The sequence below is a fragment of the Pseudomonas sp. FG86 genome (assembly GCF_057808775.1).
On the sequence record NZ_JBMDIS010000127.1, the window covers coordinates 1 to 12795 of the forward strand.

A 12795-nucleotide genomic window follows, 5' to 3' on the forward strand; every position below is an offset into this window, starting at 1 on the left:
GGGGCTGCTGCGCAGCCCAACGCGGGGCAAGCCCGCTCGCCACAACAGGCCCGCTTGCCACAACAAGCCTGCTTGCTACAACACACCCGCTTGCCACAGTTACAGCGTTCCTCCTTGACAGACTGGCATCAGGGCTTGCCCGCGTTAGGTTGCTTCGCAGCCCCCAGCTGCCTCAATTCTGACGCTCTTGCTCCAACGCCTCTTCCAGCGCCTGCGCCTTTTGCCCGCGCGTCTTCATCTCGCTCACAATCACCGCCACCACAATCAACGCCGCCCCCAGCATCGCAATCGGCGGGAAACGCTCGCCAGCGATCCGCCCCACAACGCCTGCCCACACCGGTTCCCCGGCATAGATCAACGTGGCCCGTGTTGGCGAAACGCTCTGCTGCGCCCAGTTCATTGCGACCTGGATCACCGCACTGGTCAGGCCCAGGCCCACGGCGCTGAACAGCAGCAGCCAGGAGAACCCCGGCAACGCCTCGCCCATCGGCACCACCATCAGGAACGACAGCAGCGACGCCGTTGCCAGTTGCACCACGGTCACCCGGCGTACGTCCACCTGCCCGGCAAACGCACTGATCAAAATGATCTCGGCGGCTATCGCCACCGCACCGATCAAGGTCGCGATCTCACCCGCGCTGAAATTCAGCGATGCCCCAGCCGGCCCGGTCAACAACATCAACCCGGCAAACGCCAGCATGATGCCAATGCTCGGCATCAACCCCGGACGACGGCCCAGCACCAGCCATTGCAGCAACGGCACAAACGGCACATACAGCGCGGTAATGAACGCCGATTGGCTGCTCAAGATCGTCTGCAGGCCAATGGTCTGCAAGCCATAGCCGAACATGATCGCCACGCCGATAAACACGCCCGCCTTCAGTTCGAACAACGTCAGGTCGCGTAAGGTCCGCAAGGAAAAGAACCCCACCACAACCGCCGCCGCGGCAAAGCGCAGGCCCACGAAAAACATCGGCCCGCTGACGGTCATGGCGTGTTGCACCAGCAAAAACGTGCCGCCCCAAATCATCGTGATAAACACCAGGATGCATTCGGCTTTGCTGAAGCGGTTGAAACGCGAGGGGGATTTCGGGGTGGTCATGGCGGCTCGGTCTTGCAAGGGAAAGGCACGGACCGCACAATGCGCCGCACGCTGGGCAGTATACTGCGCACACCCACCCATTGAGCAATATAGTGCACAAAGAAAATCCACAACGGGCCTCGGTCCTGCAGCACGTCAGCCAGAACGTTCGTCGCCTGCGTCATGCTGCCGACATGAGCCAGACTGCGCTCTCGGAAAAGTCCGGGGTCAGCCGGCGCATGCTGGTGGCCATCGAAGCGGGGGAGAAGAATGTCAGCCTGTCCACCCTGGACCGCGTGGCCGAAGCCTTGGACGTGGCGTTCAGCGACCTGATCCAGGCCCCGGACGTGCGCGACCACAGCCGCATCAACGAGCTGGCCTGGGCTGGTGAGATCGACGGCAGCAAGGCGGTGTTGCTGGCCAAGGCCACGGCGCGGCGTGAAGTGGAGCTGTGGGAGTGGCGCCTGGAGCCCGGCGACCGTTACTGCCCGGACCCCGACCTCGAAGGCTGGAGTGAGCAACTGTTTGTGTTCGAGGGCAGCCTGACCCTGGTCGTGGCTGGTGTAGAAAACCGCATCGGCGCCGGCGAGTTTTTCATGTTCGCCAGTCATCAGCCTCACACCTATCGCAATGATGGGGATGTCGCCGTGAAGTTTGTACGGAACGTCGTTATTTAGTTTGTCAACTGGCAGATTTCACAGCTTATTTCTTTTGAATTGATTGTTTATATTCGGTGGGCGCTCTAGTTTCACTGTCTTGGCTTCTTGTGCAGTGACTTTACAATCCATATTCATTCCGAATGCGGTGGGGGCGTGTCGTCAACTTTAATCAAAGAGGATATGTTAATGAACGGAGTTCTAGTATCTCGCTCAGCCTTACTGCCTGCGCCCTCTATTGTGCCCTCTAGTGGCAATGTTATTTCTCGTGCAGTAATAGTGGGTAACAAAGCACGGCTCGTCATCCCGCTATATCCAGGGATCGCAATTGGTGACCAGGTTCATGTTCAGATCCTTACTGACGGGCAATGGGGGTTTTTCTCGAGCGCGACAGTCACTGATGTCGATACGATGATTGAATTTGTATTGTACGATGCGCTCTTTGCATCTCCCACAACGCAAGCGACTGCCAGCTATATCGTCAACAATAACGACTACTCAGCGCAAGCGTTGTATAGCGTCGAAGATTAAAACTTCGAAAAGGGTGAGTTTCACGTTGTACTCAACTTAAGTAAGACTGTTGCTGGAGCAACACTCGTTAGACAGTTTGCTGATTTTAATTGTGTGTTGCTCCATTTTTTTCCAGGAAATCACCCGACTTTACGGGCAATCACATTCCGGCACGACTCCTGCAATCACTCCGTTATCCCATCGGAGCCTGGAGTCGGCCCATGTCTGCCCACCCTTTACACCCTGCCCATATCATCCGCTCGGACGCGCAAGCCATCGAGATCGCCACGCGCCTGGCGGCACGCTTTGCCGTCGAGGCCAGCGAGCGCGACCGTGAGCGACGCCTGCCCGTCGCCGAGCTTGAAGAGTTTTCTGCCAGCGGCCTGTGGGGCATCACCATTCCCAAGGCCTACGGCGGCGCCGAGGTGTCTTATGTGACCGTGGCCGAGGTGATCAAGCTGATCTCCGCCGCCGACCCGTCGTTGGGGCAGATCCCGCAAAACCACCTGGGCGTGGTCGACATCCTGCTGCAAACCGCCAGCGAGGAACAAAAGCGTTACTACTTCGGCAAGGTCCTGGCCGGTTATCGTTTTGGCAATGCGTTCTCCGAAGCCAAAAGCAAAAACGCCGGCACCTTTGATACGCAAATCCGCTTCCATGGCGACAGCGCGCAAATCAATGGCGAAAAGTTCTACTGCACCGGCGCGCTGTTCGCCCACATCGTGCCCACCGTCGCCAATAACGAAAAGGGTCAGGCATTTATCGCCTTCGTCGAGCGTGATGCCCAGGGCCTGAACGTGATCGACAGCTGGGACGGCTTCGGTCAGCGCACCACCGCCAGCGGCGGCGTGACCCTCGATGGCGTCAGCGTGCCCCTGTCTGCCGTCATCCCTGCGCACCAAGCGTTCGACCAGCCCACCGCCAACGGCCCGATCTCGCAGATCATCCAGGCGGCGGTCGACACCGGCATCGCCCTCGGAGCCCTTGAGCAAGCGAAAATCTTCGCCCGCCAGGCGCGCCCGTGGATCGACAGCCAGCAGGAGCACGGCTGGCAAGACCCGTTCACCATCGCCGCCATCGGTGACTTGGAATGGCGTGTGCACGGCACCGAAGCCATCCTCGCCAAGGCCGGCCGCGCCGTCGACCACGCCCTCGCCGAACCCAGCGAAGACAGCGTCGCCCACGCCTCGCTGGTCGTCGCCCAGGCCAAAGTGCTGTCCGCCGAAACCGCCTTGCTGGCCAGCAGCAAACTGTTCGAACTGGCCGGCACCCGCTCCGTCACCGGCAAACATAACCTTGACCGCTTCTGGCGCAACGCACGCACCCACACCCTGCACGACCCGGCCCGCTGGAAATACCACCTGATCGGCAACTTCGTGCTTAACGGCGTCAAGCCTGCGCGCCACGCCTGGAACTGAGGACCTACCCATGACTGCACTGAACCCCGTTCTGAATCAGGCGCGCCAACTGTTGGACAGCACCCGACGCCTTGTGGAGAAAAGCGATGACCCCTACGTGATCAGCCGCTTCGGCGATTGGCAGATCCGCGTGGATGTAGCGGCCGCTTTGTTTGAACGCGCCGAAACCGATCCAAGCCCGGTCGCCCTTATCGAAGCGCAGATCGCCGCCGCCGAAGCCTTGCTCTTCGCCAGCAACACCGAATTCGAACTGACCGGCCAACGCACCGCGCTGCCATCGACCCTGGATGATCCGTTGCGCCGCAAATACCAAGTCGTCGGCAACTACCACCTCAACGGAGTGCTGTGATGTCCCGTGAAATCCGCTTGAACGCTTTTGACATGAACTGTGTCGGCCACCAATCTCCGGGCTTGTGGGCGCACCCGCGTGACCGTTCGTGGCAGTACAAGGACCTGGAGTACTGGACCGACCTGGCGAAAATCCTTGAGCGCGGCAAGTTCGACGGCTTGTTTATCGCCGACGTGCTGGGTATCTACGATGTGTACAACGGCAATGGCGACGCGGCCATTCGCCAGGCGACCCAGGTGCCGGTCAACGATCCGTTGTCGCTGATCGCGCCGATGGCGCTGGTCACCGAGCATCTGGGCTTCGGCCTGACTGCCTCGCTGTCCTTCGAGCATCCGTATCCGTTTGCCCGCCGGCTCTCCACCCTCGACCACCTGACCAAGGGCCGTATCGGCTGGAACATCGTCACCTCCTACCTGGAAAGCGGCGCCAAGAACCTCGGCCAGAAAGCCCAGACCGAACACGATGCGCGCTACGACTACGCCGAGGAATACCTGGAGGTTTGCTACAAGCTCTGGGAAGGCAGTTGGGAAGAGGGCGCCGTCTTGCGCGATCGCGAACGCCGGATTTTCAGCGACCCGAGCAAGATTCACGAGATCCGCCACGTCGGTCAACACTTCCAGGTCCCCGGCATTCATTTGTGCGAGCCGTCGCCACAGCGCACGCCGGTGCTTTACCAGGCCGGGGCGTCCAGCCGGGGGAAACAGTTCGCCGCCGAACAGGCCGAGTGCGTATTTGTCGCCGCGCCGTCCAAGGTGCTGTTGAAAAAGACCGTGGCCGACATTCGCCGGCGTGCGGCCGAAGCCGGGCGCGACCCGAAGAAAATCCTGATCTTCAACTTGCAGACCGTGATTGTCGGTGAGACCGATGCCAAGGCCAAAGCCAAGTTCGAGGAGTACAAATCCTATGTCAGCTACGAGGGCGCGATGGCGCTGATTTCCGGCTGGACCGGCATCGACTTCAGCCAATTCAAACCGGATGAGCCGCTCAAGCACGTGCACACCAACGCCATTCAATCGGCGGTGGAGGCGTTCTCCACGGCAGACCCGAACAAGGTCTGGACGCCCAACGAGCTGGCCGATTGGGTCGGTATCGGCGGCTTTGGCCCGCTGTTCGTCGGCGGCCCGGAAACCGTCGCGGACTTGTTGCAGGAATGGGTCGAAGAGACCGATGTGGACGGTTTCAACCTGGCCTACGCGCTGACCCACGAAACCTTCATCGACGCCGTGGACCTGCTGGTGCCGGAGTTGCAGAAGCGTGGCGTGTACAAGACCGAATACGCCCAGGGCACCTTGCGCGAGAAGTTGTTCGGCGACGGTGCAAGGTTGAGTGCGAACCACCCGGGTGCGGGCTACCGCAATCTATCCGCTGCATACAAAACCAATGTGGGAGGGGGCTTGCCCCCGATAGCGGCTGTCCATTCAAAACATCTGTGACTGACACACACCGCCATCGGGGGCAAGCCCCCTCCCACATGGGTCCTATGTTGACCTAAATAATCCAGCCAGCGGACCACCGTACGCACACCACCCTTAGGAGCACTACCCCTATGAGCGTGCACACACTCAAACGCCCGCTGGCCCTGGAATGGCCCGCCGAACTGCTCGGCAACCTGCCCAAGGCCCTGGAACAACTGCACCACTGGGCACAGATCAGCCCGCTGAATACCGCCCTGCGCCACAAGCGCCAGGGCCAGTGGTATGCCTGGCGCTGGATCGACGCCTTGCGCGATGTCGAGCGCTTGGCCGATGGCTTGCGCCAGCAGGGCTTCGATGAGCAATCGCGGCTGGCCCTCAGCGGTGCTTTCGAACCCAACCTGGTGCTGCTGGCCCTGGCCGCTCAAGCGACTGGCGGGCAGGTTTTGACCCTGGCCGATGACCTGGACCCCGAGGCGTTGCATCAACAACTCTGGCGTATTCGCCCGACCCACGCCTTTGTGCAGGGGCGCCAACACCGGCGGCACTGGGCATCCGTTGAGTTGCTGGATTTCGCTCAATTACTCGGCCCGGTCGATCCGCTCCAACACCTGAGTCGCTGGTGGCAGCCCGCGGGCGAAACCGCGTTGTGGAGCGAGGAGGGCACCCATTGGCAAGGCGGCCTGACGGTGGTGCTGGAGCAATGGCTGAACAGCGGTCACGGCCTGGCCTTCCCGGAAAGCCTGGCTTCCTCGCGGCGTGACCGCAGTGAAGTGGCGCCGACCGGCCTGCTGTTGTCGCCTGCACGGTTGCAGCACCTGGCCGACGATATTGAAAGCCGCCTGGCCCCCCACGGCACCTGGCGCCGACGCCTGTGCGACTGGGCTATTGCCCATCCGCACAGCGGCCTGCGCCGTCTACTGAAGAACCGCGTGCGCACACTGCTGGGCTTCCAGCGCCTGGCCTATATCTGGCAGCCGGCCAGCACGCTCAACACCCGCCAGGACCCTGCGTGGCTGGCTGAATTCAAACGGGACATCGCATGAGCCAGGCCATTCTCCAGGTGCGGGACATCTCGCTGTCATTCAAAGGCGTCAAGGCGATCAATGCGCTGTCGTTCGAGGCACAGCGCGGTGAAATCTGCGCGTTGATCGGCCCCAACGGCGCGGGCAAGAGCTCGTTGCTCAACGTGCTCAACGGGGTGTACCGCTTCGATGCCGGCGAGATCGTCTTCGAAGACCAGCACTTCCACCGCATCGACCCGCTGGGCGCCGCGCGCCGGGGCATTGGCCGCACATTCCAGAACAATGCGTTGTTCAAGAAAATGAGCGTGATCGACAACATTCTCACCGGCCTGTCGCGGCATATGCGCACCTCCTTTATCGAGCAGGCTCTCGGCTTGCCGCGCGCGCGCCGTGAAGCCGAGGCGTTCCGCCTGCGCGCCCAGGGCATTCTCGAACTCCTTGAGCTGCAAGCCCACCGGGATGTGCTGGTGGGCAACCTGTCCTATGGCCTGCAAAAACGTGTGGAGTTAGGCCGTGCATTGATCGCCGGGCCCAGCCTGTTGCTGCTGGACGAGCCCATGGCTGGCATGAACGCCGAGGAAAAACAGGAAATGGCACGCTTCGTCGCCGATGTGAACCGCGACCTGGGCACCACCGTGGTGTTGATCGAGCACGACATGGGCGTGGTGATGGGCCTGTCCGACCATGTGGTGGTGCTCGACTACGGGCGCAAGGTCGGCGACGGAACCCCCGCCGAGGTACAGGCCAACCCCGATGTGATCGCGGCTTATCTCGGAGTGGCAAACGAATGACGTTCTTCTTCGAAACCCTGCTCGGCGGCCTGCTGGCCGGCACCATGTATTCGTTGGTCGCCATCGGCTTCGTGCTGATCTACAAGGCCAGCGGTGTGTTCAATTTTGCCCAGGGCTCGATGCTGCTGTTTGCCGCGCTGACCTTCGTCAGCCTGCATGACCAGGGCGTGCCGTTTGCCCTGGCACTGCTGCTGACGGTGATCGTGATGATCGTCGGTGCCTTGCTCATCGAGCGCCTGGTCCTGCGGCCCTTGGTGAACCGTTCGCAGATCACCCTGTTCATGGCCACCCTTGGCCTGTCGTTCATCATCGAGGGCCTGGCCCAGGGCTTGATGGGGTCCCAGGTGCGTGCACTGGACCTGGGCATTGATGACGTGCCGCTGTTCATCGGGCCGCTGATGCTCAGTCAGTTCGATCTGATCGCGGCCGCGGCTGCCGTGTTGTTGGTGACGGTCCTTGCGCTGCTGTTCAACAAGACCCGCATCGGTGTGTCCCTGCGTGCGGTGGCGGATGACACCACGGCGGCGCTGTCCATCGGCATCAACCTCAACCGTATCTGGCAGATCGTCTGGGCGGTGGCGGGGATTGTCGGGCTGGTGGCCGGCTTGCTCTGGGGGGCGCGCCAGGGCGTGCAGTTTTCGCTGTCGCTGGTGGTGCTCAAGGCCCTGCCGGTGCTGATCATCGGCGGCTTTACCTCGATTGGCGGGGCCATCGTCGGCGGGCTGATTGTCGGCGCGGCGGAAAACCTTGCCGAGGTGTATATCGGCCCGTTGATCGGCGGCGGCATCACGCCGTGGTTCGCCTATGTATTGGCCTTGGCCTTCCTGTATATCCGTCCCGCCGGCCTGTTCGGCGAGCGCGCCATCGAGCGAGTCTGAAACCATGTCGATTCCCGTTGCTCAACAAACCGCGCCGTTGCTGCTGGTGCAGCGACGCGTGCCCTGGGGCCTGATCGGCCTGCTGGCCCTGGCCTTTATCGTGGTGCCGCTGTGGGGCAATGACTATTGGCTCAATGCGATCCTGATCCCGTTCCTGGTGCTGTCCCTGGCCGGGCTTGGCTTGAATCTGCTGACCGGCTATACCGGGCAAACCTCGGTCGGCGCGGCGGGTTTCATGGCCGTCGGCGCGTTCGCGACCTACGGTTTCCTGTTGCGCCTGCCGGAGCTGGGCCTGCCGCTGGCGCTGCTCGGTGGGGGGATTATCAGTGCGTTGGTCGGTTTGCTGTTCGGCTTGCCCAGCTCGCGGATCAAGGGCTTCTACCTGATGGTCACCACCCTGGCCGCGCAGTTTTTCCTGGAGTGGCTGTTCGTCAAGTTTCCCTGGTTCTACAACTACGGCTCGTCCGGGACCATCTCTGCGCCGAAGCTGGCGCTGTTCGGTCATGACCTCAACACGCCGCTGGGCCGCTATTGGCTGACGTTGGTGACGGTGCTGCTGTTGACCTGGACCGCCATCAACCTGGTGCGCAGCCAGGTCGGGCGCAATTGGATGGCGATCCGCGACATGGACACCGCCGCCGCCGTGGTTGGCATCCCGGTGGTGCGCTACAAGCGCCTGGCGTTTGCGGTCAGCTCGTTTTACCTGGGCGTTGCCGGCGCGCTGTGGGCGTTCGCCTACCTGGGCACGGCCAGCGCCAGCAGCTTCGATATCAATCGCTCATTCCAGATCCTGTTCATCATCATCATCGGCGGCATGGGCAGCATCGCCGGCAACTTCGTGGGTGCGGCGTTTATCAGCCTGCTGCCGATTGTCCTCAGCCATGCCGGGCAGGCGCTGTTCGGCGGTTCGGTGGACGCGGGGCAGTTGCAGAACCTGCAAAAAATCATCTTTGGCGTGTTGATCATCGTGTTTCTGATCAAGGAACCCGAGGGCTTGATCCGCCTGTTGCACAACCTGCGTGACCGTGTGCGGCAGTGGCCGCTGCGTTTCTGACATTCCTCCAAGAGAATCCTTATGCGTGCATCCTTGAAACGTTCCTTGATCGGCGCCGCGTTTACGTTGGCAACCCTGGCCGGTGCTGTCCCCCAAGCGATGGCCTCGCCGGACCAGCAATTCATTCCCCTGGCCACCTATCGCGTGGGCGCCTACGCGTCCAGCGGTGTGCAGGTGTGGGCCGGGATGATCGACTACCTGCGTTATATCAACGAGGTCGAAGGCGGCATCAATGGCGTCAAGTTGGTGTGGCAGGAATGCGAGACCGAGTGGACGGCGGAGAAAGGCATCGAATGCTACGAGCGCTTCAAGCATGGCCTGGAGGGCGCGCCGGTCGCGGTGTACCAGCCCAATGGCGCGCCGGCGGCCTATGCGCTCAGCGAAAGGGCAGAGGTGGACAAGATCCCGCTGATCACCCTCGGTTACGGGCGCACCGAAGCCACCGACGGTACGGTGTTCCCGTATAACTTTCCGGTGATGCTGACGTTCTACAGCGAGGCGTCGACCCTGGTGAACTACATCGCCCAGCGCGAGGGTGGTTTCGACAAGCTCAAGGGTAAGAAGATCGCCACGGTCTACCACGACTCGGCCTACGGTCGCGAAACCCTCGGCCCGTTGAAGTTGCTCGCCGAAAAATACGGTTTTGAAAATATCCAGATTCCGGTGGCCGACCCAGGCAACGAACAATCGGCGCAATGGCGCCAGGTCCGCCAGGCCAACCCGGACTGGGTGTTCCTGCGCACCTGGGGCGTGTCGACCCCCGTGGCGGTCAAGACCGCTGCGCGCTTCGGCTTCCCGGTGGACCATATCATCGGCGATATCTGGGCCAGTTCCAGCGAAGACGTATTGCCCGCAGGCGCCGCCGCCAAGGGCTACCTGGCCCTCACGCCGTACCCGGCCGGCAGCGATTTCGAGATCCACAAACGCCTCAAGCAATCCGTCCTCGACAAGGGCCACAGCGACCTCAAGGACCTGAAGAACTTCGGCAGCGTGTACTACAACTCCGGCCTGGTGAATGCTGCCGTGGCGGTGGAGGCGATCCGCACGGCCCAGGCCAGGTTCGGCCAGCGCCCGCTCAATGGCGAAGAAGGCCGCTGGGGCCTGGAGCACTTGAATATCGACGACGCGCGCCTCAAGGCCATGGGTTACCTGGGCCTGATGCAGAACCTCAAGCTGTCGTGCCGCGACCACGAAGGCGGCGGCTCGGCGCGGGTACAGCAGTGGGACGGTGCTCAGTGGACGCTGGTCAGCGACTGGATCGCCGCCGACCGCGCACTGTTGCGCCCGCTGATCGATGAAAAGTCCGCGGCCTTCGCCAAGGAAAAAGGCCTGACACCACGCACCTGCACCGGGGATGAATAAACCATGAGCCTGCCTGCCGCAGAACCTGCACACGCCGCGCTGCTGACGGTCAACGACATCGAGGTCATCTACGACGGCGCGATCCTGGCGGTGGCCGGGGTGTCGCTGAGCGTGCCCAAGGGCGCCATCGTCGCCTTGCTCGGCGCGAATGGCGCCGGCAAGAGCACTACCCTCAAGGCGATCTCCGGGTTGGTGCGTGCAGAGCGTGCCGAAGTCAGCCGTGGCGTGATCGAATACGCCGGCGTCGACCTGGCCGGTGTCGACCCCAGCCAGCGTGTGCGCCAAGGCATGGTGCATGTGCTCGAAGGCCGCCATGTGTTCGGCCAGCTCAGCGTGGAAGACAACCTGCGCAGCGGTGGTTTTGTGCGGCGCCTGAGCCGCAAGGCCATGGAACACGACCTGGAGCGCATCTACGCCTGGTTCCCCCGGCTCAAGACCAAGCGCCACACCCGCGCCGGGCTGACCTCCGGTGGCGAGCAACAGATGGTCGCCATCGGTCGGGCGTTGATGACCCGTCCTACTTTGGTACTGCTCGACGAGCCGTCCATGGGTTTGGCGCCTATGATCGTGCAAGAGATCTTCGAGATCATCGCGCAGCTCAACCGCGAGCAGCAGGTGAGCTTCCTGGTCGCCGAGCAGAACATCAACGTGGCGCTCAACTATGCGTCCCACGGCTACGTGCTGGATACTGGGCGGGTGGTCCTGAGTGGCAGCGCCGCCGAGTTGCTGGCGCGGGGCGATTTGCATGACATTTATCTGGGTAAACAGTAAGGGCGAATCCGCATGAGTGAAACCATCCGCAACGCTGATGTCCTGATCATCGGCGGCGGCCTGAGCGGCACGATGCTGGCTGTGCAACTGCTGCGCCTGCCTGGCCAACGGCAAATCCTGGTGATCGAACCGCGCCGCGAACTCGGGCGTGGCGAGGCCTACAGCGCGGTCGAGTTGGGCCACACCTTAAATGGCAATGCGGCGCGCATGAGTGTCGACCCGGACAATGCCGACGACCTGACCCAATGGCTCACCGACTACATCGGTGCGGGCGGTTGGCCTGAGTCCGACCAGCAGCACGTGCCCATCAGCGAACTGTTCCCGCCACGCGGCATTTTTGGCCTGTATGCACAGCAACGGTTGGCTGAAGCCAAGGCGTTTTCGGCGTCCACCGTCGAGCATATCCGCGCCGAGGTGGTCGATCTGCAAGTCGAGGACGAGGGGGTATTGCTGACCCTCGACAACGGCCAGCAACTGCGCGGTGCCCAGGCGGTGTTGGCCACTGGCATGTTCCCGGCGGCGCGCACGCCCCAGACCGAGTCCAGTGGTTTGAATGCTGCGGCCGTCGACCCGTGGGACGTGCAGGCCATGACCCAGATCGACCCGCAGGCGCCCGTGCTGATCATCGGCTCCGGGCTGACCATGGTGGATGCCGTGGTGTCCCTGGAACAGGCCGGGCATCGTGGGCCGATCGAGGTGTTTTCCCGTCACGGCCTGCTGCCCCATGTGCGCCGGCAACCGCCCAGCTGGGAAGACTTTCTCGGCGCGAACCACAACCTGCGAAGCCCTCGGCAACTGCTGCGCGAGGTGCGTCGCCAATGCCGCCTCGCGCTGGAGCAGGGTATCGATTGGCAGGCGCCGCTGGACACGGTGCGCGCCCATATCGGCCGGCTGTGGAGCCAGGCCAGCGAGGGCGAGAAGCGTCAGTTCGTGCGGCATGTGCGGCCATGGTGGGAAAGCCATCATCACCGTTCGCCGCCGTTGAGTGCGCAGTTGGTGGCCAGGCTGCATGAGGAAGGGCGGTTGCGGATTCAAGCGGCCTCGTACAAGGGGCTGGAGCCTTCGGGCAGCGGCGTGACCATTCGTTTGCGCCGGCGTGGCGAACCTGCGGTGACTCTGGTGTCGGGCGCAGCCCTGATCAACTCCAGCGGCATCGAGTACGACTGGCGCCGCGTGGCCCGGCCACTGCCGCAACAGTTGCTCAAGCGCGGGTTGGTCCAGCCTGGGCCGTTGGCGTTGGGGATTGCGGCGGATGCGTCGGGGGCGGTGCTGGATGCCCAGGGCCAGGTCAGTGCGCGCTTGTTCGCCATGGGCCCGCCGTTGCGCGGGATGTGGTGGGAGAGCACGGCGGTGACCGATGTGGCGCTTCAAGCCAAGGCACTGGCTTCAACGCTGACAGAAATCTAAATGTGGGAGGGGGCTTGCCCCCGATGGCCATAAGTATCTACACAACTTTTTTCAGCGGTCTGTGGCGAGGGAGCTTGGTCC

Annotated in this window: 13 protein-coding genes; 12 read left to right on the plus strand and 1 reads right to left on the minus strand. The window is 62.5% G+C overall.

The features are described 5' to 3' along the window. Nucleotides 1-172: 172 nt before the first annotated feature. Nucleotides 173-1102 carry a DMT family transporter gene (locus ACODSV_RS34120; RefSeq protein WP_150056309.1) on the minus strand — a complete coding sequence of 310 codons (930 nt, stop codon included), beginning with the start codon at nt 1100-1102 and terminating at the stop codon, nt 173-175. A gap of 92 nt (nt 1103-1194) precedes the next feature. On the opposite strand from ACODSV_RS34120, the gene ACODSV_RS34125 reads away from it, so the two are divergent. The 12 genes from ACODSV_RS34125 to ACODSV_RS34180 all read left to right on the plus strand — a co-directional run bounded on the left by ACODSV_RS34125 (nt 1195) and on the right by ACODSV_RS34180 (nt 12714). Then, nucleotides 1195-1758 (plus strand): helix-turn-helix domain-containing protein, encoded by a 564-nt coding sequence (locus ACODSV_RS34125; protein WP_150056308.1) that lies wholly within the window; start codon nt 1195-1197, stop codon nt 1756-1758. 168 nt (nt 1759-1926) lie between these two features. Next, a complete protein-coding gene (locus ACODSV_RS34130) occupies nt 1927-2268 on the plus strand; it encodes a hypothetical protein (protein WP_150056307.1) in 342 nt (113 codons plus the stop codon). Nucleotides 2269-2468: 200 nt separating this feature from the next. After that, nucleotides 2469-3665, plus strand: coding sequence for an SfnB family sulfur acquisition oxidoreductase (locus tag ACODSV_RS34135; protein ID WP_150056306.1), 1197 nt, complete (start codon nt 2469-2471; stop codon nt 3663-3665). A gap of 10 nt (nt 3666-3675) precedes the next feature. Continuing rightward, nucleotides 3676-4014 (plus strand): acyl-CoA dehydrogenase, encoded by a 339-nt coding sequence (locus ACODSV_RS34140; protein ID WP_150056305.1) that lies wholly within the window; start codon nt 3676-3678, stop codon nt 4012-4014. Continuing rightward, a complete protein-coding gene (locus ACODSV_RS34145) occupies nt 4014-5447 on the plus strand; it encodes an LLM class flavin-dependent oxidoreductase (RefSeq protein ID WP_150296375.1) in 1434 nt (477 codons plus the stop codon). The genes ACODSV_RS34140 and ACODSV_RS34145 overlap by 1 nt, the downstream gene beginning before the upstream one ends. Before the next feature lie 113 nt (nt 5448-5560). Further along, the gene (locus ACODSV_RS34150; protein ID WP_150056039.1) at nt 5561-6472 is read left to right on the plus strand and encodes an AMP-binding protein; all 912 of its coding nucleotides are present in this window, start codon (nt 5561-5563) and stop codon (nt 6470-6472) included. After that, nucleotides 6469-7242: an ABC transporter ATP-binding protein gene (locus ACODSV_RS34155; RefSeq protein WP_150056040.1), complete on the plus strand. Its 774-nt coding sequence runs from the start codon at nt 6469-6471 to the stop codon at nt 7240-7242. The genes ACODSV_RS34150 and ACODSV_RS34155 overlap by 4 nt, the downstream gene beginning before the upstream one ends. After that, a complete protein-coding gene (locus tag ACODSV_RS34160) occupies nt 7239-8120 on the plus strand; it encodes a branched-chain amino acid ABC transporter permease (RefSeq protein ID WP_024076205.1) in 882 nt (293 codons plus the stop codon). Before ACODSV_RS34155 ends, ACODSV_RS34160 begins: the two co-directional genes overlap by 4 nt. Nucleotides 8121-8124: 4 nt before the next feature. Then, nucleotides 8125-9174 carry a branched-chain amino acid ABC transporter permease gene (locus ACODSV_RS34165; RefSeq protein WP_150095505.1) on the plus strand — a complete coding sequence of 350 codons (1050 nt, stop codon included), beginning with the start codon at nt 8125-8127 and terminating at the stop codon, nt 9172-9174. 21 nt (nt 9175-9195) lie between these two features. Continuing rightward, nucleotides 9196-10536, plus strand: a complete 1341-nt coding sequence (locus tag ACODSV_RS34170; protein ID WP_024076203.1) for an ABC transporter substrate-binding protein — start codon at nt 9196-9198, stop codon at nt 10534-10536. Between the two features lie 3 nt (nt 10537-10539). Beyond that, the gene (locus ACODSV_RS34175; RefSeq protein WP_024076202.1) at nt 10540-11307 is read left to right on the plus strand and encodes an ABC transporter ATP-binding protein; all 768 of its coding nucleotides are present in this window, start codon (nt 10540-10542) and stop codon (nt 11305-11307) included. A 12-nt stretch (nt 11308-11319) separates the two neighbouring features. Further along, nucleotides 11320-12714, plus strand: a complete 1395-nt coding sequence (locus ACODSV_RS34180) for an FAD/NAD(P)-binding protein (RefSeq protein WP_102625049.1) — start codon at nt 11320-11322, stop codon at nt 12712-12714. Nucleotides 12715-12795 lie beyond the last annotated feature (81 nt).